Here is a 20,672-nt window from a genome sequence, read left to right as displayed (position 1 = left end):
GCGCCCCGCGCCGGTTCATCGCGGTCCTTGAGCCCTCCCCTAGAGCCGCTCGATGATGGACCGGTGCGGGTGAGATTACGACGGTATTGATGATTGAACCCGTATGGCAAGGCCTGAAACGGGGCCTCACGTTTTTGTTGGTTTGGCCGTTACACTCCTTTGTCAGCCGTTGCACGGCGGCGCATATGCCCCAGGAATACCGATAGTGCTGTCAGGCCACTGATCACCGCCACCGCGACGATTCCCCCGTCGATGGACCACCGGTGCACGGCCAGCATTCCCTGAGCGACCAGCATGTCCACGACGACCGCGCCCGCTACCGACGCGAGAATGCGGCCGTAGGGATCAAGTCCGCGCAACGCCGCCGCAATTGCCGAGGCCGGCGCGGAGAAAAGGAAGAACAGCGCGAACGGTCCGCGCAGTGGTGATCCGGAGCCGGTGAGCGCGAGAAACGCGCCGACCGTCCCGATGGTCACTGCCGCACCGGCGAAAAGCGCCGACAGGTCCCTCCCCGGTCCTGGTCGCGCCCGCTCGGTGTCGGCGGTGGATGATCTCTTGATACCTAAGGTCTGCATTGGCGACTTTGCCCCCCAGCGCGCCGGATGCCGGGTTTCAATGTGGCGCAGCCCGACCGGGCACGTCAAGGTGCGGAAGGCGCTTGCGCCGGTTCTCGGGCATCTCCGAATAGATGTTCCCCGGAGGCGCCTGCTGCCTCCGGGGAACATGAATTCAGGTGGGGCGGACGGGCCTTACGGGACGATCTTCAGCAGCTTGTTCGGCGAACCGGTGCCCGCGCTGGTCACGACATTCGACGTGGCGCCGTTCACCAGGGCCGTGGCGACCTGGGCCGGAGTGGACGAGGTGTGGCCCGCGAGATAGACGGCCGCGGCGCCCGCCACGTGCGGGGTGGCCATGGAGGTGCCCGACAGGGTGGCGGTGGCGGTGTCGCTGGTGTTGTAGCCCGCCAGGATCGAGGAGCCGGGCGCGAAGATGTCCAGCACCGAACCGTAGTTGGAGTAACTGGCCTTGGCGTCCGTGCTGGTGGTGGCGCCGACCGTGATCGCGGTGGCGACCCGGGCGGGGGAGTACGAGGAGGCGTTGGCGCTGCTGTTGCCCGCCGCGATGGCGTAAGTCACGCCGCTGGATATGGAGTTGGCGACCGCGGTGTCGAGCGAGGTGGAGGCGGAGCCGCCGAGCGACATGTTGGCGACCGCCGGTGTGGTGTGGTTCGAGGTGACCCAGTCGATGCCCGCGATCACACCGGCCGTCGTCCCCGACCCGCTGTTGTCGAGCACCCGGACCGCCACGATGTTCGCCTTCTTGGCGACGCCGTACGTCGAGCCCGCGATCGTCGTGGCCACATGGGTGCCGTGGCCGTTGCCGTCGGAGGCGGTGGTGTCGCCGTCGACCGCGTCGTAGCCGTAGGAGGCACGGCCGCTGATCTGGGTGTGGGTGATCCGGACACCGGTGTCGATGACGTAGACGGTCACGCCGCTGCCCGCGCTGTCCGGGTAGGTGTACGTCCCCGAGAGCGGCAGTGCGGCCTGGTCGATGCGGTCCAGGCCCCAGGGCGCGCTGGACTGGGTCGTGTCGGTCAGGTGGACACGCTGGTTCTGCTCCACCGCGGCGACGGCCGGGTCGGCGGCGAGTCTCGCGGCCTCGGTCGCGGAGAGGCTGGCCGTGTAGCCGTTCAGTACGGTGCCGAACGTCTTCGTGACCGTGCCGCCGTACTCCTTGACCAGCCCCTTGCCCGCGGCCGAGGACGCCTTGAGGCCGGCGTTCTTCCTGAGGGTGACGATGTAGCTGCCGTCGACGGCTGTGGGGGAGTCGGCGGCGAGGACCGTGCCCGTGGCCGGGGCGGCCTGGGCGGGGAGTGCGGTGAGCCCGCCGACGAGGGCGGCGGTGGCGGCGCCGGTCATCGCGGCGAGCCGGAGCTTCTTGCTACGCAGGAGTGCCATTGCGAGGGAGTCCTCCTCCAGGCGGCGCGCCCGGGTCGGCGCGCGGGTGTGGGGGTGCGCGCGTCGTCGTGCGCACAGCCGTGGAGCGTTGCGTTCCGCACCAAGGCTGAGTAAAGAGTGGGTCATGTAGCGGTGTGGTTCAAGGGAGTTGACGACCTGTCACGCGGCTGTCATGAACACGCAATCAATGGCCCGGACGGCCCCACTATTGGCATGGACACTTCCCGGCAATGCGCCTGGTTGGTACCCGACAGTTGTGGCAGAGATCCTGCTAAGGGAGGTTCCATGAGACGTTCCCGATTTACGGCATACGTGACCTCGCTCCTCCTCGCCGCCGGACTCGCCCTCACCGGGGCGATGACGGCGCAGGCGTCCCAACTCGCCGCCACCGGCGGCTATGTGGCCCTCGGCGACTCCTATTCCTCGGGCGTCGGCGCGGGCAGCTACCTCGGCTCCAGCGGCTCCTGCGACCGCAGCACCAAGGCCTACCCCTACCTCTGGGCAGCCGCCCACTCACCCTCGACGTTCGACTTCACCGCTTGCTCCGGCGCCCGAACGGGTGATGTTCTGGCGAGTCAACTCGGCCCGCTCACCTCGGCCACGTCCCTCGTCTCGATCTCCATCGGCGGCAACGACGCCGGCTTCGCCGACGTCATGACGACCTGCGTCCTGCAGTCCGACAGCTCCTGCCTGACCCGGATCGCCACCGCGAAGGCGTACGTCGACTCGACGCTCCCCGCCCAACTCGACAAGGTCTACTCGGCGATCAGCGCCAAAGCCCCCGCCGCGCACGTGGTCGTGCTCGGCTACCCGCGCTTCTACAAGCTCGGCACCACCTGCCTCGGCCTCTCCGCGACCAAGCGCACCGCCATCAACGGGGCGGCCGACTACCTCGACGCCGCCCTCGCCAAGCGCGCCGCCGACCACGGCTTCACCTTCGGCGACGTACGCACCACGTTCACCGGCCACGAGATCTGCTCCGGCAGCTCCTGGCTGCACAGCCTCAACCTGCTGAGCATCACCGAGTCGTACCACCCGACCGCGGCCGGCCAGTCCGGCGGCTACCTGCCCGTGTTCACCGGTGCCGCCTGACGGCTCACCCGCCAGAAGGTGACGCCGAGTCCGACGCGGAGGCCCCGTCCGACGGGGTCTCCGTCAGGCAGGTCACCGAGAACGGCACCGAGTTGGACGTCGTCTTCACGGGCGTGCGGACCTCGACACTGATCTCGTTCCTGAACGTCCCGCTGTTCGAGTACGTCGTCAGGAACACCCGGTCCTGCTTGGTCTTCCCGCCGCCCGACGGGAACGAGAGCGTCTTCCAGCCGGGGTCCGAGACCGAACCGCTCTTCAGCACCCACCGGTAGGACACCTCCGCGGGCAGCTTCCCCACCGTGAAACTCGCCGTGAAGGTCGGCGCGTTCGTGTTCGACGGCGGACAGCTCCCCGAATAGTCGGTGTTGGCGCCCGCCACGGAGACCTGCACCGACTGCGGCGCCGAAGAGGACTTGCTCGCGCTCGGACTCGGCGTCTGGCTGGCGGCCGTGGTCTCGCTGCTCGCGCTGGGCGAAGTCCCGTCCGAGGGCTGGCTCTTGGGGCTGCTGGTGCCCTTGCCCGCGTCGTTGTTGTTCCCGTTGTCCCGGTTCAACAGCGCGTACGTCAGTCCACCGATCGCCAGGGCCAGCGCGATCACACCCGCGATGATCACGGCGGCCGCCCGCCGGTTGCGGTGCGGTTCGTCCGCGGCCGTCGGCGTCGAGTAGGAGGTGGGCGGCGGTCCGAAGCCCTGCACCGGCGTCCGCGAGTCCCGCTGCCCGTAGGCGTCCTGCGGGGCACCCGCCATCGTCGGTGTGTACGGCCTCGTCGGCGCCGTGGTCGCGCGCGGCGCACCGCCCGCCGCGATCAGCCGCAGATCCTGCTCCGCCTGCTCGGCGGAGATGCGCTCGGCCGGGTCCTTGCGCAGCAACCCCTCGATGACCGGGGTGAGCGGCCCCGCCAGCCGTGGCGTCGGCAACTCCTCGTCCACGATGGCGCGCAGGGTGCTCAGCGGGGTGTTCTGCCGGAACGGTGAGTGGCCCTCGACCGCCGCGTACAACAGCACACCCAGCGCCCAGAGATCGGACTCGGGCCCGGGGGTGCGGCCCAACGCCCGCTCCGGAGCGAGGAATTCGGGCGAACCGATGACCTCGCCCGTCATGGTGAGCGCCGAACTGCCCTCGACCATCGCGATACCGAAGTCCGTCAGCACCACCCGGCCGTCGTTCGACATCAGCACATTGGCCGGCTTCACATCGCGGTGCAGCACCCCGGCGTCGTGCGCGGCGCGCAGCGCGGCGAGCACCTCGGCACCGATGTGCGCGGCCCGCTGCGGGGTCAACGGGCCCTCGGCGTCCAGGAGATCGGCCAGGGACACACCCCGCACCAGCTCCATGACGATCCAGGGGCGGCCGTCCTCCATCGCCACGTCGTACACCGTCACCACATTGCGGTTGGCGACCCGTGCCGCCGCCCACGCCTCGCGCTCCAGCCGGGCGTACATCCGCTCCACGTCGTCGGAGGCCAGTCCGGCCGGCGCGCGCACCTCCTTGACGGCGACCTCGCGTTGCAGCACCTCGTCGCGGGCCCGCCACACCGTTCCCATACCGCCCTCGCCTAGAGGGGACAGGAGCCGGTAGCGGCCCGCGATCAGACGTTCAGTGCCCGGTTCTTCGGGCATGGGCGCTCCCCATTCGCATCCGGGCCAATCCTCCACAAACGTAGCTCAGCCGAGTACGGATGCCGCCCCCTTGAGCACCAAACCCACCCCAAGGGCCACGACGACGAACGCCGATGCCAACGGCAGGGTCCGGCGGACCAGCACTGCCATGGGGCTGGTGGTCCAGCGGGGGCGCCGGTCCAGCACTCGGTTCATCCCTGTACCCAGCTTGACGACGGCGAATCCGGCGGCGGTGAGGGTGAGGGCGAGCCCGACGCCGTACGCGACGACCAGCAGCAGCCCGAACCAGGCCTGGCCGAGCGCGGCGGCCCCCACGAGGACGACCACGGCGGACGGGCTCGGCACCAGACCGCCGGCGAAGCCGAGCAGGATCGTGCCGCGCACGGTGGGGGCGGTGGAGTGGGTGTGCGTGAAGCCGCCGTGCGTGTGTTCCACGGCGTGGTCGTGGTCGTGCGTGTGGCCGTGCTCGTGATCGTGGTCGTGCTCATGGGGGTGGGGGTGGTCATGGCCGTGACCGTGGTCATGGTCGTCGTCGTGGCTGTGGGGGTGCGGGTGGGCCTCGGTGAGCGTGTGCGTGGCACCGGCTTCGGTGTGCGCGGACGCGAGGACCAGTGAGCGCTGGGGGGACTTGGCGGTCTCGTGACTGTGATCGTGACCGTGGGGGTGGGGGTGGGGGTGCGAAGTGGCCTGTGGGCGTGGGCGGTTGCGCCAGGCGCGGCGGAGGAGGTTGCCGCCCGCGAAGAGGACGAGGACGCCGCTCGCGATGCCCAGCCAGGCGATCACCGAGGGCGTCGCGGCGGACCCTGCCGTGACCAGGAGGCCCAGGGCGATCACGCCGAGGGTGTGGGTGACCGTGACCGAGGCGGCCAGCGGGAGCACGTCCTTGAGCCGGGCGCGACCGCCCCTGGCCGCCGCCGTGGCCGCCATCAGCGTCTTGCCGTGACCGGGGGCAAGCGCGTGCATCGCGCCCAGGGCGATCGCGATGAGCAGGGAGAGCGCCGCGAAGCCGACGCTGAGGTGGTGCCGGGCGACCAGGTTGTTCAGCGCCTCCGTCCAACGGTCCGCGCCGCGCGGGAGGATGGAGGACGCGGCCGAGTCCGACTGGGACTGGTCGTCGTCGGTGAGCGCCGGGCCGCCCGGACGCGCGCGCAGCGACGCCTTCGTGATGTCGGCCGGCGAGGAGAGCAAGTCCTTGGGATAGCTGGTGAGTTCGTGCGACACCGACTTCTTCGGTACGTCCGTCCCGGTGAGCGTCATCCGGTCGGCGCGCGCGGTGATCTCCCGCCAGCCGGGCCCGGTGGTCAGGCCCGCGCTGTGGAAGCCCAGGGCGACCGTGCTGCCCTTGGGGAGCGCCGCCGTCGAACTGCACGCCAGCCGCAGGGTGTTGAGCCCGGCCTGTCCCGGCCGCAGTCGCGCGGCGCTGGTGCCGGGCGTGAGTGCGACGGTACGTCCGTCGACGGTGACCTTGCTGCCCTCGGCGGCCTTGTCGCACCGCAGGCGGGCCCACTCGGTCATGCCAAGCCGCTTGATGTCCGGATTGGCCTGGGTCGCCGGGATCTCCGCGAGGTCCTCGATGTGCGTGACACGCAGGACGCCCGGGGCCACGACGAGACCGTCGTAGCGGTTGACCGTGAAGTTGCCCAGCGGGTGTGCGCTCGCTGCCGCCGTGGGGACGAGCAGGAGTGCTCCGGCGGCCGTGAGGACGGCCGCGGTGGACGCCAACAGGCGGCGGACGGGCCTCACTTGGTCGCCTCCAGGGCCTTGCGGGCCTTGCTCGCACCGAGCGGTGAGAAGCCCGGGTTGAGCTTCAGGGCCTTGGCCAGATGGGCGCGGCCGTCCGCCTTGTGGCCGGTGGCCAGCTCGATCATGCCGAGGTGGTAGATGAACGAGGCGTTGTGGTAGCCGGTGGCCGTGGCCTGGCGGGCGTAGGCGAGGGCTTCCTGGTCGCGGCCGTTGACGTGCAGGGCCCAGGCCAGGGCGTCCGCCGTGTGCACGGTGTGCCGGCGGGCCCACTCGGCGCGGGCGGCCTTCAGGGCCGACTTGGTGTCGCCGTGGTCGGCGGCGGCGAGCGCGGTGTCGAGGTCGGCGTTGACGCCGTTGGCACGGGCCAGGACGATCCAGGCGTCGACGAGGGCGTACTGGTCGTCGGCCTTCGCCTTGTCGCCCGCGGCGCCCCGGCTCTCGTACAACTCTCCGAGTTCCACGAGGGGTTGGGGCAGCGGATAACGGGAGACGACCAGCTCCAGGCCCTTGATGGCGTCGGCGCGGTCGCCCAGGGCGGCCTGGGCGCGGGCGCGGCCCTCCAGGGCGGGGAGGTAGTTCTCGTCGGCGGCGAGCGCACGGCCGTAGTAGTCCAGGGCCGTCTTGTAGTCGCCCTGGTTCCAGGCGAGTTGGCCGAGCGTGCCGGCCACGTACGAGATGTCGCCGGGGGAGGTCGCGGCGGCGAGCGCCTGCTCCAGCACGGTGCGGGCCGTCTTGACGTCGCCGCGCAGCTCGTGGACGTACGCGTAGCGGGTGAACACCGGGACGCCGGGCTTGCGGGCGTCGGCCAGGTCGGCGGCCTTCGACGCCTCGTCGTAGCGGCCCAGTTCGACGAGCGCGTCGATACGGGAGCACAGGGCACGCTCGCTGTACGGGTTCTCCTTGAGGACCTTGTCCGCGTAGGTGAGGGCCTCCGCGAACTCGTGCCGGGCGGCGGCGAGCGCGGCCCGCCCCTCAAGGGCGTTCTCGTTGTCCGGCGAGATCTTGAGCGAGCGCGTGAAGGCGGCCTGTGCCTGCGGGTAGCGGGAGGGGTCGCCCTTGGTCCTTGCCTGCTCCACATAGGCCAGTCCGAGCGTCGCCCACCCGTCGAAGTCCTTCGGCTGGCCCCGGAGATGGGCCTGCAGCGCGGCGATGCTCGCGTCCAGGCTCCCGCTGGCCAGCAGGTCCGGCGACACGGCGCTGGAGACGTTCGTGACGCCGGTGGCACCGCTGTCCTTCGCCGCGCCGATCGCGATCGCCCCGGCGGTCATCGCCACGGCCAACAGGGCGGCACAACCGGCGAGTTGGACGACCCGCCAGCGACGGCCCGCGGCGCCCAACCGGCGGACGGCGGCGACGCGTTCATCGGCGACCGCGTCTTCCGGCGTGCCGGGGTGGGGGGCGTGATCATCGTGGTCGTGGTCGTGCGCGTGGGGGTGGTCGTGGTCGTGGGAGTGAGGGTGGGGATGGGTGTGGTCGTGCCCAGGCGATGGGGCTGCGGCTTCGGTCGGTCCTGCTACGGGCTCGATCTCGGCCTCGGCCTCGGGCTCGATCTCGGGGTTGGCCTCGGCTTCGGGGCCGGCCACGGGGTCGGTGGTGGCCTCGGAGTCGGCCTCGACTTTGGAGTCGGCTTCGGCTTCGGAACTGACCTCGGTGTCTTCGGAGTCGGCTTCGGAACTGGCCTTGACTTGCCCGGAGTTGGCCTTGGCTTCGGAACCGGCCTCAGTGTCTTCGGAGTCGGCCTCGGCTTCGGAACGGACCTCGGCTGCCTGGGAGTTGGCTTCACGCTCAGAGCCGGTCCCGGCCTCGGCGTCGGTCTCGCCCTCCGCCCACACGCGTTCCCACTCGCGTTCCCGCTCCGCCGCCACCGGCGTCTCGCCGGGCTCGCCCTCCGTCGGCTTGTTGTCGTGCTCGCGCGGGGCCATGCCGTTCCTCCATCGCCTGGGGTGGTTCAAGTGCCGTACTGCCGTGGGGGGTTGTCACGCAGGGGTGGCGCGGCCCGCACCGTGGGGGAAGAAGCTGTGCGGGCCGCGCCAGTCGGTGGGGTTTAGTACGGGCGGTGGGTCATCCGGCGGCGCCACCACGCGACACCGGCGCCGATCAGCAGGACTCCAGCCACACCCGAGGCCGCAGACGCGGTGATCAGCATCATGTTGTTGCTGGAGGACGAGCCCGCCGGCTGCAGCGCGTCGCCCAGCTGGTTCTTGACGTCACTGCCGCTGCTCGTGCCCTTGGCGAGCGGACCGCGCGAACCCGAGGTCGGCTCGGCGACGTAGGGGAAGTACTTCTCGAAGCCCTTGTCGTTCTTGTCGACCGCGTCGCCCAAGTCGTTCTTGGAGCCGACGAGTTCACCCTCCATGACCTGGAGCGCCTCGTCGATCACGTCGTCGGTGAGCCGACGCCCGTTCGGGAAGCCCGCGTTGTCGCCGTCCAGGACACCGAGCCGCTTGGGGTGCGCGGTCGGCGGGATCGACGTGTTGAGGCGCAGCATCTCCGACGGCTTGGTGTACGGCTGCAGGGTGTTGAGGTCCTTGACGCCCGTGAGGAACACGCTGACGAGGTCGTTGCGCGGCTCCTTCGGCGCCTTGATCTTGTAGATCGACTCGATCAGCTTCGGCAGTTCCGGGTTGGTCACGTTCTTCAGGAACTGCGCGTCGTCCTTGGGCTCGGACGCGTTGAACTTGTCCTTGTCCTTCTGCGGGTTGACGACCTCGTTGACCAGCGGGTTGCCGAGGCGCGAGACCTGCGTGTAGTAGCCCCTGGCGTTCTTGCGCTGGGTCGTCGAGTAGATGCCGACGGTCGGGTGGTTCTTCGACTGGCGGATCAGGTCGTTCGGCACCTGGAGGGCGATCGTGTTGACGTTGTAGCCCTTGAGCGTGTCGTTGCCGACCTCGCTGAGGTTGCCGCCGTAGAGCAGGTCGAAGACGCGCAGGTCGGCGAAGAACGGGTCGTCGGCCTGGCCCGCGAAGGTCGCGCCGCCGTTCGCCGTCTTGTAGATCGCCTGCGACCGCAGCTTGGCGTAGTCCGGCATCGACGCGTCGCCGACGTCCGAGGGCGCCGCCGGGATGTCGTCGGCGATCTTGGTCTTGTAGACCGCCCTGCCCTTCTTGAGCTTGATCAGCTCGATGTCGTACGACTGCGTGACGTTCAGGTCGGGGTCGGTCAGGCTGGTGACCGCGCCCGTGTTGTACAGGAACGTCTTCTTGTTCTTGATCTGCGTCTTGAAGGTGTAGCGGAAGATGAAGTCGTCCAGTGCGTCACCGTTGTTGTCGACGTGGATGTCGTACTGGGCGTCGTCCGCGAACTGGTAGAAGTTCGGGCCGCCCGCAGGCTCCTCGAACGGGATCCAGTTCGCCACGATGGTGGTGGTGTCCGGCTTGTCCGGGCTCACGAACGCGTAGAGGTCCGTGTTGTCGTACTGGGGGGTTCCCGAGATCAGGGGCGCCTCCCGGTGGGAGGAGGCCGAGGCCACTCCCGGTTCCAGCGCGGCCGTGCCGGCGGCTGCGAGCCCTCCGGCGGCGAGCGCGCCACATATGAGGGCCGCGAGCTTCCTGCGTCCCGCACCGCTCCTGGAGATAGGTGTCATGCCGTCCGTCCTCAGTGCCAACTTGCCTGACGCACGGAGATTCGGAGCTGGTGCCGGGCCGGATTGGTCGAATCCGAAAAGTTTTTTTTGGTGGTCTCCAATCCGGCTCGTGACCCGCGTTTTAAGTCCGCTGATCCGTAACCCATCCTTAGAGGCATCCGCTGCGAATGCCTCGTGTGACGGGATGCGAAGTGACAGACCGCGTGCGGTCGAAGAGGAGGGGCCGCGTGCGGTCGACGAGAGGGGGACGGGTGGGGGCGGACGAACTCCTGGTGCAGGTCGCCGGAGGGGATCAGCGGGCCTTCGAGGAGCTCTACGGACTGGTGTCCGGGCCCGTGTTCGGGCTGGTGCGCCGCGTGGTGCGCGACCCCGCGCAGTCCGAGGAGGTGTCCCAGGAGGTGCTGCTCGAACTGTGGCGGTCCGCCGCCCGGTTCGATCCCGGCCGCGGCAGCGCCCTGTCCTGGGTCCTCACTCTCGCCCACCGCCGGGCCGTCGACCGGGTGCGCAGCGCCCGCGCCGCCGTCGACCGCGAGCAGCGCGAGGCCCGCCGCTCCCACAACCCGGCCTTCGACCAGGTGACCGAGGAGGTCGAGGCAGGCCTGGAGCGCCAGTTGGTGCGCCGCTGCCTGGACCGGCTCACCGCCCTGCAACGGCAGTCCGTGACCCTCGCCTATTACGACGGCTATACGTACCGTGAAGTGGCCGAGCGGCTCTCGCTGCCGCTGGGCACGGTCAAGACCCGTATGCGTGACGGACTCACCCGGCTGCGCGACTGCCTGGGAGGTGCCGCATGAGCATCCTCGCCCGACTCTTCCGCCGGGGCGATCTCCACTCGCTCGCCGCCCCCTACGCCCTCGACGCCCTCGAACCCGGCGAGCGCGCCCAGTTCGAGAAGCACCTCAAGAAGTGCGAGCGCTGTGCCTTCGAGGTGCGCAGCCTGTCCGAGGGCGCGGTCCGCCTCGCCCGGTCCATGGCCGCCCAGCCGCCGCCCGCGATGCGCGACCGGGTGCTGTCCGCGATCCGCAACACCCCGCAGGAGCCCGGGCCGCTGCGGGAGCGCGGGCGGGAGACGCGGGAGTACACGCCCCGGCTGCCGGCCCATGTGTGGGGCGCGGAGCCGCAGGCTTCACGCGCCCGCGTGCCCCAACGACGGCCGTTCTTCGTCCCGTTCGCCACCGCGACGGCCGCCGCCGCCCTCGTCGTGGCCTCGCTGTTCGCGGTGCAGGCGAACAAGACCCAGGACAAGCTGGACGCCGCGCAGGCGCAGTCGCGTGAGATCGCACACGTTCTCGCGGCTCCCGACGCCCGTGCGACCACCGGCGCGGACACCGCGGGCCGGAGCATCGGCGTGGTCGCCTCCGCGTCGGAGGGGCGCGCGGTCGTCACCCTGAGCGGATACGGCGCACCGCCGAGCGGGCGCGTGCGTCAACTGTGGCTGATGCGCCCCAATGTGCAACCGCGCTCCCTCGGGCTCTTCAAGGACGACACGCCCTTGGTCACCACCGGACTCGACAAAACAGCAACATCACTCGCAGTGACCGTCGAGCCCGACGGAGGCTCACCGCAGCCCACAACTCAGCCAGTTGTCCAACTCGCCCTGAAATCGGTTGGATTCGGAGAGTAATCAAGGAGGGGTCGTCAACACCCTTACGGGGAAGGTGAATCCTGAGACCTCGATACACGAGTGCCCGGTTGGGGCGATAGGGTTACCCTGCCCGGGCCGGGTGGACTCGTACGGGTGGGGAGTGACATGGAACAGATAGTGCGCAGCAGGGCAAGGGTCCCTGCGATCACGTGCGGGAGCAGCGCGACGAGTTCGCGCCTCGACCGCCATCTCTCGGTGCTGGGCGGCCCCGTCGTCCCGCAGCGCGAGACGGCAGAGGCGACCTCGCTGATGCGCGAGCTCACCTCACGCGACACCACGCAGGAACGCAGCGCCAGGGGCGCGCGAGTGAGCAGGGTCTCGCTCTTCGCACCGCTGCGCAGGCTGCGCCGTTCGCTGTTCGGCGGGCGCTGAGCAAGTCCTCGGCGTCCCCGGGGAGTTCCCGGGGGCCCGCGCTCAGGACGCCACACCGTCCCGGCGCAGTGCTGCGATCTCTACGTCCGCCATCCCCACGGCACGCAGCAGCGCCACGGTGTGCTCCCCGAGCGCGGGCACGTCACCCATCCGCGCCTCGCCTCCGCCCGGCAAGGTGATCGGCGGCAGCAGCGCCCGCAACGGCCCGACCGGCGAACCCACCTCCCGCCACCGCTCCCGGGCCGCCAACTGCGGGTGCTCCGCCACCTCTTGTACGTTCCTGAGGCGCGCGCAGGCCACGCCCGCGCGCTCCAGCCGCGACACGGCCTCGTCGGTGGCCAGCCCACCCAGCACCGCACCGACGAGGGCGTCCGTGCGCATCCGGTTCACCACCCGCTCCGCATTGGTCGCGAAGTCCGGATCGGTCCCCAACTCCGGCCGCCCCAGCACCTGTTCGGCCAGCCGCCGCCACTCCCGGTCGTTCTGCACCGCGAGCAGCACCTGCCCGCCGTCCGCCGTGGGATAGACGTCGTACGGCGCGATGACGGCGTGCGCAAGACCCGCGCGCGCCGGGGGAGTTCCGCCGTGCATCGTGTGATGCAGCGGATGCCCCATCCACTCCACCACCGCGTCCAGCATCGAGACCTCGACGGGCCCGCCCCGACCGGTGGTGCCGCGCCGCACCAGCGCCGCGAGCGCACCGGAGAACGCGTACATCCCCGCCGCGATGTCGGCCACCGGGATCCCCGCCTTCACCGGCCGCTCCGGCGTCCCCGTCACCGACACCAGCCCCGCCTCGCACTGCACGAGCATGTCGTAGGCCCGCTTGCCGGCGTACGGCCCCGACGCCCCGTACCCCGAGATGTCCACGGCGACCAGCCGGGGATGCGCCGCGCACAGCGTCGCCGCGTCGAGTCCGAGCCGCGCGGCGGCCCCATGCGCGAGGTTCTGCACGAACACGTCCGCGTCCGCGACCAGCCGCCGTACGACGTCGAGGCCGCGCGGGTCCTTCAGGTCCAGCGCGATCGACTCCTTGCCCCGGTTGCACCACACGAAGTGCGAGGCGAGCCCGCCGGCCGCGGTGTCGTAGCCGCGCGCGAAGTCACCGCCGTCGACCCGCTCGACCTTGATCACCCGGGCGCCGAGATCGGCGAGTTGCCGGGTGGCGAAGGGGGCGGCGACCGCCTGTTCGACGGCGACGACGGTGACGCCCTCAAGGGGCAGCGGCATGGGCTCCATGCCGGGGATCATGTCCCGCGCCCGGCACCTTTGTCATGCGGGGAGCTCACCCCTCGCCGCGTGCGTACCGGCGCACGGCGAGCGGCGCGAACACGGCGATCAGCGCGGCGCACCACGCCAGCGCCCCGGCGACCGGATGGGCCACCGGCCAGGCGGCACCCTCGGGCACGGGCGAGTTGCCGAACAGGTACCGCAGGGCCGTGGTCACCGCGCTGATCGGGTTCCACTCGGCCAGCGCGCGCAGCCAGCCCGGCAGCCGGTCGGTCGGGATGTACGCGTTGGACAGCAGCGGCAGCATGAAGGTCGCGCTGCCGAGCTGACCGGCCGCCTCCTCGCTGCGGGAGGCGAGCCCGAGCAGGATGCCGACCCAGGCGCAGGCGAACCGGAACAGCAGCAACAGGCCCACAGCGGCGGCGGCTCGGGCCGCCGATCCCTCGACCCGCCACCCCACCGCGAGACCGACCAGCAGGAACGGCACGGTCCCGGCCGCCGTGACGACCAGATCGGCGGTCGCCTGTCCGAGCGGCACGGCCGCCCTGCTCATCGGCAGGGTGCGGAGGCGGTCGCTCACGCCCCGGTGCGAGTCCTGGGCGGCCTGGAACATGCCGGTCATGATGCCGTTCGCGGCGGTCGCGACCAGCAACCCCGGGACCAGGTACGAGCGATAGGCGTCGCCGGGCATCGCCAGCGCGCTGCCGAAGACGTACCCGAAGAACAGCAGCATCGTGATCGGCATGGTCTGGGTGAGGATCGCCAGCGCCGGATTGTTCCGCACCCGCCGCAGCTGCCGGCCGAGCATCGCGGTGCCGTCGTACGCCAACGCGCTCATGCCGCAGCCTCCTTACGGTCCGTCAGCCGGAGGAACACGTCGTCGAGGGTCGGTGGCCGCATGCTCGCGTCGAGCAACGGCACGCCCGCCGCGTCGAGTTCGCGGACGAGGCGGGGCAGGGTGAGGGTCGCATCGCCGGTGATCGCGCCGACGGTGTTCCGCTCGTGGTCGAACGACGGCTCGGCGCCCGTGAGTTGGTCGAGGACACCGGCCGCCTTCGCCAGGGCGTCCGCATGCGCGACGACGACCTCGGCGTAGGTGCCGATGAGCGCCTTGAGTTGGGACGGCGACCCGCTGTGCGCGACCCGCCCCTGGTCCACCAGAGCGATGTCGTCGGCGAGTTGGTCGGCCTCCTCCAGGTACTGCGTGGTCAGCAGCACGGTCGTACCCTCCCTCTTCAAGTCCCGTACGGCGTCCCAGATCCGGTTCCGGCTGGCCGGGTCGAGGCCGGTCGTCGGTTCGTCCAGGAACAGCACCTCGGGGCGTCGTATGAGACTCGCCGCCAGGTCGAGGCGGCGGCGCATCCCGCCGGAGTAGGTGGACGCGGGCCGGTCGGCGGCCTCGGTCAGGCCGAAGCGGTCCAGCAGCTCGGCGGCCCGCTCGGCCGGACCCCGCACCCGGTGCAGTCGTGCGAACAGCCTCAGGTTCTGCCGGCCGGTGAGGTCGCCGTCGACCGACGCGTACTGCCCGGTGACGCCGATGCTGCGCCGTACGGCCGAAGCCTTCCGGACCAGATCGTGCCCGGCGATCCGTGCGGAGCCCGCGTCGGGGCGCAGCAGGGTGGTGAGCAGTCGGACGGCGGTGGTCTTGCCCGCGCCGTTGGGCCCGAGGACTCCGCAGACCGTGCCTTGTGCCACCGCCAGGTCCAGCCCGCGCACGGCGTGCACGGCGCCGAAGCGCTTCTCCAGACCTTCACTAAGTACAGCGTACGTAGTAGTCATGGGTCGACCATAGCGCACTACGTACGGTGTACGTAACTAGCATGGTGGTCGAGGTGATGATCAATGGCGGACCGAGCGGCCGTACCCGAAGTGATCTGGGCGCGACCCGAGCGGGCGGGGCGTGGGCCCAAGCCCGCGTACAGCCGCGCGGACATCGCGGCGGCGGCGGTGCGGATCGCCGACGGCGGGGGGCTGGACGCGGTGTCCATGCGGCATGTCGCGGCCGAGTTGGGGTGCGGCACGATGTCGCTCTACAACTACGTCCCCCGCAAGGAGGACCTGTACGAGCTGATGGTCGACGCGGTCAGCGGCGAGCACGAGCGGTGGGAGCCGTCGGGGGACTGGCGGGCCGACATGATCCGGGTCGCCCATCAGACGCGGACGCTGATGCACCGGCACCCCTGGCTGCCCCGGCTCATGTCACCGGTGTACGGGTTCAGCCCGAACGCCCTGCGGTATCTGGAGCACTGCCTCGCCTGCCTCGATCCGGTCGAGGCGACGTACGGCACGAAGATGCAGCTCGTCGGGCTGCTCAACGGGGTCGTGACGATGTATGTGTCCAACGAGCTGGCCACGGCCGAGCGGTCGCGGTCGTTGCCCTGGTCGGAGGAGCAGGAGAACGCGGTGCGGATCGCGTACCTGGGCAGTCAGATCGCCGGCGGGGCGTATCCGCGGATGGCGGCGGCGTTCATGGAGGACCCGGGGCCCATCGACCTGGACGCGGTGTTCGGCATGGCGTTGCGGAAGGTCCTGGACGCCTTCGATCCCGAACGGGGTCAGAGCAGCGCGAACTGACCCTCCGGGCCCTCCTCGTGGTGGTCCAGGACCGAAGCCGGGTGGCGTGTCCACTCCGGTGCCGGGAGGACGCCCGCCCTGCGCAGCTCGGCGGAGGTGACGGGGTCCGTCACCGTCAACTCCGTCTGCCGCGGCCGCAGTTCCGCCAGCAACGCCAACACCGTGATCAGCTCCAGCAGTTCCGACGTCCAGGTCTGCTGCCATGCCGCCGGGCGGATCGCGGCCAGGGTGCCCGGGGCGGCGGACTCGGACGTGCGGGACGTGAACCACTCCTCCAGGACGCGTACTCCGCTCACCTCGAAGTCCCAGGACTCGGGCGGGACCGGGGAGATGCGGCCCTCGTCGAGGTGGAGGGTCTCCTCGTCGCGGTCGTAGTGGAGGGTGAGGGGGAGGGACGGCAGCGGGGCGCGGACGTAGGGGCGTCGGCCGCCGGGGAGTTTCGGGCGGTCGCCGTTGCGGTGCATCAGCCAGAGCAGGCGGTGGCCCAACTCGACTCCGCGAGCCCAGAGTTCGGGGTCCCGCGTCAGGGGTACGGCCGGACCGGGGCGGACCGTCGCCACCGTCCAGGCGAGGACGTCCGCCGGGGCGGGGGAGTGGCCGAGGTGACCGGCGAGGTGGTCCAACAGGCCTGGTGCCAGGTTCGGTTCCTCGGCGTGGGGGCGGCGGTAGAGCGGCCGGACGCGGCCGGGGCGGACCAGGGGGAGGATCGTGGACGCGAGCAGAAGCGGGCCGGAGGTGCCGGGGGCGCCCGGAGTGTCCACCACGAAGATCTGGCGCTCGTCCGCGACCCGCCACAACTCCGGCCGGGCCACGTCGATCAGACGGTGGTCGGGGATGAGCCACTGCTCGTCGAACGGGGCGTGCAGGACGCGGACCGGTTCCGGACAGGGGCCGGTGGCACGGACCAGTTTCTCCGTGCCGCTGGACTGGCCGGGGAGCTGGGTCACCGCCGAGTGGAGGGTGCGGGAGCGGGTCGGCTCGAACAGGGTTTCCCGGGCGGGGACTTCGGCCTTCACCAGGGTGTCCCAGCGGGCTCTCAGGGTTGCCGCGTCGGGAGCCGTCGGCCACCCCCGGCCGAGCCGGATCGGTGCGACGGACCACGGCATGAGGTCCGCGAGCAACGGAGCGTCGTCGTGCGTCACGCTCGGCATCGTACGACGACCTCAGTTCGCGACGTCGAGCGTGACCGAGAAGGAGAAACGGTCCCCCCGGTAATGGATGACGGCCACGTCCAGGACCCTGCCCAGGGGGTCGTAGGTGATGCCGGTGTAGTGCAGGATCGGGCTGAGGAGCGGGACCTGGAGGAGGCGGGCGGTCTCCGGGTCGGCGAGTCGGGCCTCCACGGTGTCCGTGATGCGGCTGATGTCCGCGCCGACTACGTCCCGCAGCACCTTGGTCATCGGCCAGCGGATCAGGTCGTCCGGGTCGAGGCGGGCGGCCAGTTCGGGGCGGATGTGGTTGCGGGCGTGGTTCGTGGGCTCGCCGGTCTTCTCGTCGCCGCGGAGGCGGTGATACGCCGCCAGCTCGGTCAAGTCCGGGAAGTGCTCGGCGAGTTCGGGCGGTACGGAGACCTTGCCGTGGTTGAGGAGCTCGGTCGTCATGCCGGACTGCTGGGCCACGATCGCGTCGACCGAGCCCAACAGCCGTACCGGCGTGGCCCGTCGGACGTCCGGCTCGATGAACGTGCCGCGACGGCGGTGGCGGGTGATCAGCCCTTCGTCCTCCAGCTCCTTCAGCGCCTGCCGCATGGTGAGCACGCTGACGCCGTAGTGCCCCGCGAGCTGTTCCTCGGTGGGCAGCCGCAGCGGGTCCTGGGGCGAGCGGCCGAGTATCGAGGCGCGCAGCGACTGCGACACCTGGTACCAGAGCGGCAGCTTGCGGTTCAGGACGATCGAATCCGGGGCGAAGGAGGTCACGGGGCCATCCGTACCGGTAGGGAGGGATCAGTGCAAGAGCCGTAGGGCGGTGGGGAATTGTCAGTGAGAGGGGCGGAAGTGGCGTTGCAGGCCCTGCCAGACGTCGTCGTAGCCCTGCTGGAGGTGGTCGGCGTGTGCCGCCTGGGCCGTCGCCGTCACCGGCCAGCGGGTCTCGAACATGAACGCCAGGCCGTCGTCGATCTTCTGCGGGCGCAACTCCGCCGCGCTGGCGCGGTCGAAGGTCTCCCGGTCCGGTCCGTGCGCCGACATCATGTTGTGCAGCGAGCCGCCGCCGGGCACGAAGCCCTCCGCCTTCGCGTCGTAGGCGCCCTCGATGAGCCCCATGTACTCGCTCATCACGTTCCGGTGGAAGTACGGCGGCCGGAACGTGTCCTCGCCCACCAGCCAGCGCGGGGCGAACACCACGAAGTCCACGCCGGCCAGGCCCGGGGTGTCCGACGGGGACGTCAGCACGGTGAAGATCGACGGGTCGGGATGGTCGTAGGAAATGGAGCCGAGCACATTGAAGCGGCGCAGGTCGTAGGCGTACGGCACATGGTTGCCGTGCCAGGCGACGACGTCGAGCGGCGAGTGGTCGTAGGTCGCGGTCCAGAGGTTGCCGCAGAACTTGTTCACCACCTCGACCGGGTTCTCGACGTCCTCGTACGCGGCGACCGGCGCGTGGAAGTCCCGGGCGTTGGCGAGTCCGTTGGCGCCGATCGGGCCGAGGTCGGGGAGCTGGAAGGGCGCACCGTAGTTCTCGCACACATATCCGCGGGCTGAAGCGTCCAGCAGCTCCACACGGAAGCGCACCCCACGGGGGATCAACGCCACATGTCCCGGCTCCACGTGGAGGAGCCCGAACTCCGTGCGCAGCAGCAGTCCGCCGCGCTCCGGGACGATCAGCAGCTCGCCGTCGGCGTCGCTGAAGACGCGGTCCATGGAGGAGTCGGCGTGGTAGAGGTGCACGGCCATGCCGGTGCGCTGGGTCGCGTCGCCGTTGCCGCCCAGGGTCCACAGGCCGGCCAGGAAGTCGGTGCCGGGCGCGGGTGCGGGCAGTGGGTTCCAGCGCAGCCGGTTCGGGTCGGGCACCGACTCCGTGAAGGGCGCCGTACGGATCGCGCCGTTGTCGGCGCGGGCGAAGGGCGGGTGCGCGGCCGAGGGGCGGATGCGGTAGAGCCACGAGCGGCGGTTGTGCGCCCTCGGCTCGGTGAACGCCGTACCGCTGAGCTGCTCGGCGTAGAGGCCGAGCGGTGCGCGCTGCGGGGCGTTGCGGCCCTCGGGCAGGGCGCCCGGCACCGCCTCCGAGCTGTGTTCATTGCCGAAACCGCTGAGGTGGGTCAGCCCCTCGGCGGTCTTGCGGATGTCCCCGCTCATCTCTGCTCCTCGCCCTCCGAGCCGTCTGATTCCTATGCATCACCATAGGATTGCGGTTTCGCGGGCGCAAGGGGACGACGAAGGGTGCGGGGAAAATCCGACTTCCGGGGGCGAAGAACCAGCCTCAAGGGGGATCCGGCTGTCAGACCGGTGTTCTAGTCTCCCCGGCATGTCGTGGTCGCGCGCACTTCTCACCGCGCTCGCGGTCTGTGCCCTGCTGCTGGCCGGATCGGCGGGCTGCGGTTCCGGTGACGCCCATGCGCGGAAGGGCGACCGGGTGTCGCCGTCCCCGGTGGGCAAGGTGCTCGACGACACGGACGAGCAGGGCCGGCACTACCGCGAGGTGAGCAAGAAGGGTGCGCCGGAGGTCGGTGTCGAGGTGGAGCCGGACGCCTCCGACGACAGCTGGGACGTCCGGCTGACCGTCCACGACTTCCGCTTCTCGCCCGCCGGCGTGAAGCCGGTCGCGGTCGCGGGCCGCGGCATCGTCCGCCTCCTCGTCGACGGCCGTACCGTCGCGCGGCTCCGCGTCCCGGAGTACCGGCTCGCGTCCGACCTCGTCCCGCAGGGCACCCACCACGTCACCGCGCGCCTGTACGCGGACGACGGCACCGTGTGGGCCGTGCACGGCAAACCGGTGGAGAGCACGGCGGACATCACGGAGTCGGCGGTGCAGGCCACGCCCGACGGCAGCAAGTCACCCGGTTCCGCACCGACGCGGGGGCCGGTATGAGTGCTATGGGCACCCAGTTCCGTACTGAGGTGCGAGCTTCTCCTGACCGCGGCGGAAAGGCATCATGAAGCCCGTGCCCCACACGACATCGCTCCGTCGTGCGCCCGTGCAGCGGCGCAGCGCCGAACGGCTGACCAGGATCCTCGACGCCTGCGCCGACCTCCTCGACGAGGTCGGCTACGACGCGCTGAGCACCCGGGCCGTGGCCGTGCGCGCCGGCGTCCCCATCGGCTCGGTCTACCGCTTCTTCGGGAACAAGCGCGCGATGGCCGACGCCCTCGCCCAGCGGAACCTGGAGCGCTACACGGAGCGCGTCACCGAGCGCCTCAAGGAGGCCGGTGGCGCGGAAGGGTGGCGGGCGGCGGTGGACGCCGTCCTGGACGAGTACATCGCCATGAAGCGCACCGCGCCCGGCTTCTCCCTCGTCGACTTCGGCAACCAGATCCCGGTCGGCTCGGGCCACGCGGAACCCAACCACCGCGTCGCCGACCGCCTCACCGACCTGCTCTCCGGCTATCTCTCGCGCGAACCCGATGAGGACCTGCGCCGTACGTTCCTGATCGCGGTGGAGACCGCCGACTCCCTGGTCCATCTCGCCTTCCGGGTCGCTCCCGAGGGCGACGATAAGGTCATCGAGGAGACGCGGGCGCTGCTGCGGGCGTATCTGGCGCGGGTGCTGGACTGACCGGCGGCCGAACGGCCGCCCTTCCGCGGGCGCGGGGACGGTGTCCGGCGGGGCCCTGTCCGCCCGCGGGTTTCCGACCTCGTCCCGGAACCCCCTCGCCAGCGTCCATACCGGTCGGTATGCTCACCGCCAAGAGGCAACGT

Annotated in this window: 19 protein-coding genes; 7 read left to right on the top strand and 12 right to left on the bottom strand. The window is 70.7% G+C overall.

Annotated features, from left to right (window positions below; translation table 11 throughout):
- Nucleotides 1-149: 149 nt before the first annotated feature.
- Nucleotides 150-476 (bottom strand): hypothetical protein, encoded by a 327-nt coding sequence (locus ACWDEW_RS22940; RefSeq protein ID WP_450514800.1) that lies wholly within the window; start codon nucleotides 474-476, stop codon nucleotides 150-152.
- A 273-nt stretch (nucleotides 477-749) separates the two neighbouring features.
- The gene (locus tag ACWDEW_RS22935; RefSeq protein ID WP_450514799.1) at nucleotides 750-1,958 is read right to left on the bottom strand and encodes a S8 family peptidase; all 1,209 of its coding nucleotides are present in this window, start codon (nucleotides 1,956-1,958) and stop codon (nucleotides 750-752) included.
- Between the two features lie 285 nt (nucleotides 1,959-2,243).
- On the opposite strand from ACWDEW_RS22935, the gene ACWDEW_RS22930 reads away from it, so the two are divergent.
- Nucleotides 2,244-3,050, top strand: a complete 807-nt coding sequence (locus ACWDEW_RS22930; RefSeq protein ID WP_450514798.1) for an SGNH/GDSL hydrolase family protein — start codon at nucleotides 2,244-2,246, stop codon at nucleotides 3,048-3,050.
- A gap of 4 nt (nucleotides 3,051-3,054) precedes the next feature.
- Here ACWDEW_RS22930 and ACWDEW_RS22925 read toward each other — a convergent pair whose 3' ends face one another.
- The 4 genes from ACWDEW_RS22925 to ACWDEW_RS22910 form a co-directional block, all read right to left on the bottom strand.
- Nucleotides 3,055-4,671: a serine/threonine-protein kinase gene (locus ACWDEW_RS22925; RefSeq protein ID WP_450514797.1), complete on the bottom strand. Its 1,617-nt coding sequence runs from the start codon at nucleotides 4,669-4,671 to the stop codon at nucleotides 3,055-3,057.
- A gap of 45 nt (nucleotides 4,672-4,716) precedes the next feature.
- Nucleotides 4,717-6,414: an urease accessory protein UreH domain-containing protein gene (locus ACWDEW_RS22920; RefSeq protein WP_450514796.1), complete on the bottom strand. Its 1,698-nt coding sequence runs from the start codon at nucleotides 6,412-6,414 to the stop codon at nucleotides 4,717-4,719.
- A complete protein-coding gene (locus ACWDEW_RS22915) occupies nucleotides 6,411-8,336 on the bottom strand; it encodes a tetratricopeptide repeat protein (protein WP_450514795.1) in 1,926 nt (641 codons plus the stop codon). The genes ACWDEW_RS22920 and ACWDEW_RS22915 overlap by 4 nt, the downstream gene beginning before the upstream one ends.
- A 122-nt stretch (nucleotides 8,337-8,458) precedes the next feature.
- A complete protein-coding gene (locus ACWDEW_RS22910) occupies nucleotides 8,459-9,997 on the bottom strand; it encodes a DUF4331 domain-containing protein (RefSeq protein ID WP_450514794.1) in 1,539 nt (512 codons plus the stop codon).
- A gap of 251 nt (nucleotides 9,998-10,248) precedes the next feature.
- On the opposite strand from ACWDEW_RS22910, the gene ACWDEW_RS22905 reads away from it, so the two are divergent.
- The 3 genes from ACWDEW_RS22905 to ACWDEW_RS22895 all read left to right on the top strand — a co-directional run bounded on the left by ACWDEW_RS22905 (nucleotide 10,249) and on the right by ACWDEW_RS22895 (nucleotide 12,014).
- Nucleotides 10,249-10,791: a sigma-70 family RNA polymerase sigma factor gene (locus ACWDEW_RS22905; RefSeq protein WP_019066225.1), complete on the top strand. Its 543-nt coding sequence runs from the start codon at nucleotides 10,249-10,251 to the stop codon at nucleotides 10,789-10,791.
- Nucleotides 10,788-11,621 (top strand): anti-sigma factor, encoded by an 834-nt coding sequence (locus tag ACWDEW_RS22900; protein WP_450514793.1) that lies wholly within the window; start codon nucleotides 10,788-10,790, stop codon nucleotides 11,619-11,621. The genes ACWDEW_RS22905 and ACWDEW_RS22900 overlap by 4 nt, the downstream gene beginning before the upstream one ends.
- 126 nt (nucleotides 11,622-11,747) lie before the next feature.
- On the top strand, nucleotides 11,748-12,014 hold the full coding sequence (locus ACWDEW_RS22895; protein ID WP_019066227.1) for a hypothetical protein: 267 nt from the start codon (nucleotides 11,748-11,750) through the stop codon (nucleotides 12,012-12,014).
- 42 nt (nucleotides 12,015-12,056) lie between these two features.
- Here ACWDEW_RS22895 and ACWDEW_RS22890 read toward each other — a convergent pair whose 3' ends face one another.
- From ACWDEW_RS22890 to ACWDEW_RS22880, 3 genes are read right to left on the bottom strand one after another with little or no spacing between them, the layout of a single operon-like run.
- Nucleotides 12,057-13,265 carry a CaiB/BaiF CoA transferase family protein gene (locus ACWDEW_RS22890; protein ID WP_450514792.1) on the bottom strand — a complete coding sequence of 403 codons (1,209 nt, stop codon included), beginning with the start codon at nucleotides 13,263-13,265 and terminating at the stop codon, nucleotides 12,057-12,059.
- Nucleotides 13,266-13,299: 34 nt separating this feature from the next.
- On the bottom strand, nucleotides 13,300-14,082 hold the full coding sequence (locus ACWDEW_RS22885) for an ABC transporter permease (protein WP_450514791.1): 783 nt from the start codon (nucleotides 14,080-14,082) through the stop codon (nucleotides 13,300-13,302).
- Nucleotides 14,079-15,023, bottom strand: coding sequence for an ATP-binding cassette domain-containing protein (locus ACWDEW_RS22880; RefSeq protein ID WP_450514790.1), 945 nt, complete (start codon nucleotides 15,021-15,023; stop codon nucleotides 14,079-14,081). Before ACWDEW_RS22880 ends, ACWDEW_RS22885 begins: the two co-directional genes overlap by 4 nt.
- 63 nt (nucleotides 15,024-15,086) lie before the next feature.
- Here ACWDEW_RS22880 and ACWDEW_RS22875 point away from each other — a divergent pair, with 63 nt between their 5' ends.
- Nucleotides 15,087-15,818, top strand: coding sequence for a TetR/AcrR family transcriptional regulator (locus tag ACWDEW_RS22875; protein ID WP_450514789.1), 732 nt, complete (start codon nucleotides 15,087-15,089; stop codon nucleotides 15,816-15,818).
- Here ACWDEW_RS22875 and ACWDEW_RS22870 read toward each other — a convergent pair.
- From ACWDEW_RS22870 to hmgA, 3 genes are read right to left on the bottom strand one after another with little or no spacing between them, the layout of a single operon-like run.
- A complete protein-coding gene (locus ACWDEW_RS22870) occupies nucleotides 15,800-16,969 on the bottom strand; it encodes a type ISP restriction/modification enzyme (protein WP_450514788.1) in 1,170 nt (389 codons plus the stop codon). The genes ACWDEW_RS22875 and ACWDEW_RS22870 overlap by 19 nt on opposite strands.
- Nucleotides 16,970-16,981: 12 nt before the next feature.
- Complete coding sequence (locus tag ACWDEW_RS22865; RefSeq protein WP_450514787.1) at nucleotides 16,982-17,734, bottom strand: GntR family transcriptional regulator; 753 nt, start codon at nucleotides 17,732-17,734, stop codon at nucleotides 16,982-16,984.
- A gap of 60 nt (nucleotides 17,735-17,794) precedes the next feature.
- Nucleotides 17,795-19,111 carry a homogentisate 1,2-dioxygenase gene (gene hmgA / locus ACWDEW_RS22860; protein WP_450514786.1) on the bottom strand — a complete coding sequence of 439 codons (1,317 nt, stop codon included), beginning with the start codon at nucleotides 19,109-19,111 and terminating at the stop codon, nucleotides 17,795-17,797.
- A gap of 169 nt (nucleotides 19,112-19,280) precedes the next feature.
- Here hmgA and ACWDEW_RS22855 point away from each other — a divergent pair, with 169 nt between their 5' ends.
- Nucleotides 19,281-19,844, top strand: a complete 564-nt coding sequence (locus ACWDEW_RS22855; protein ID WP_450514785.1) for a hypothetical protein — start codon at nucleotides 19,281-19,283, stop codon at nucleotides 19,842-19,844.
- A 64-nt stretch (nucleotides 19,845-19,908) separates the two neighbouring features.
- A complete protein-coding gene (locus ACWDEW_RS22850; protein WP_450514784.1) occupies nucleotides 19,909-20,529 on the top strand; it encodes a TetR family transcriptional regulator in 621 nt (206 codons plus the stop codon).
- Nucleotides 20,530-20,672 lie beyond the last annotated feature (143 nt).

It is taken from the genome of Streptomyces sp. NPDC001100 (genome assembly GCF_053598575.1).
The sequence above is the reverse complement of the archived record's forward strand: the minus strand, read 5'-3'. Positions and strand labels throughout refer to the sequence as shown.

What these genes read in the sequence shown, in the direction of transcription:
- ACWDEW_RS22900 (WP_450514793.1), top strand. Translation starts at nt 10,788, where the DNA reads ATGAGCATCCTCGCCCGACTCTTCCGCCGGGGCGATCTCCACTCGCTC.
- ACWDEW_RS22925 (WP_450514797.1), bottom strand. Translation starts at nt 4,671, where the DNA reads ATGCCCGAAGAACCGGGCACTGAACGTCTGATCGCGGGCCGCTACCGG.
- ACWDEW_RS22910 (WP_450514794.1), bottom strand. Translation starts at nt 9,997, where the DNA reads ATGACACCTATCTCCAGGAGCGGTGCGGGACGCAGGAAGCTCGCGGCC.
- ACWDEW_RS22915 (WP_450514795.1), bottom strand. Translation starts at nt 8,336, where the DNA reads ATGGCCCCGCGCGAGCACGACAACAAGCCGACGGAGGGCGAGCCCGGC.
- ACWDEW_RS22850 (WP_450514784.1), top strand. Translation starts at nt 19,909, where the DNA reads ATGAAGCCCGTGCCCCACACGACATCGCTCCGTCGTGCGCCCGTGCAG.
- hmgA (WP_450514786.1), bottom strand. Translation starts at nt 19,111, where the DNA reads ATGAGCGGGGACATCCGCAAGACCGCCGAGGGGCTGACCCACCTCAGC.
- ACWDEW_RS22875 (WP_450514789.1), top strand. Translation starts at nt 15,087, where the DNA reads ATGGCGGACCGAGCGGCCGTACCCGAAGTGATCTGGGCGCGACCCGAG.
- ACWDEW_RS22930 (WP_450514798.1), top strand. Translation starts at nt 2,244, where the DNA reads ATGAGACGTTCCCGATTTACGGCATACGTGACCTCGCTCCTCCTCGCC.
- ACWDEW_RS22870 (WP_450514788.1), bottom strand. Translation starts at nt 16,969, where the DNA reads ATGCCGAGCGTGACGCACGACGACGCTCCGTTGCTCGCGGACCTCATG.
- ACWDEW_RS22935 (WP_450514799.1), bottom strand. Translation starts at nt 1,958, where the DNA reads ATGGCACTCCTGCGTAGCAAGAAGCTCCGGCTCGCCGCGATGACCGGC.
- ACWDEW_RS22855 (WP_450514785.1), top strand. Translation starts at nt 19,281, where the DNA reads ATGTCGTGGTCGCGCGCACTTCTCACCGCGCTCGCGGTCTGTGCCCTG.
- ACWDEW_RS22895 (WP_019066227.1), top strand. Translation starts at nt 11,748, where the DNA reads ATGGAACAGATAGTGCGCAGCAGGGCAAGGGTCCCTGCGATCACGTGC.
- ACWDEW_RS22890 (WP_450514792.1), bottom strand. Translation starts at nt 13,265, where the DNA reads ATGATCCCCGGCATGGAGCCCATGCCGCTGCCCCTTGAGGGCGTCACC.
- ACWDEW_RS22885 (WP_450514791.1), bottom strand. Translation starts at nt 14,082, where the DNA reads ATGAGCGCGTTGGCGTACGACGGCACCGCGATGCTCGGCCGGCAGCTG.
- ACWDEW_RS22880 (WP_450514790.1), bottom strand. Translation starts at nt 15,023, where the DNA reads ATGACTACTACGTACGCTGTACTTAGTGAAGGTCTGGAGAAGCGCTTC.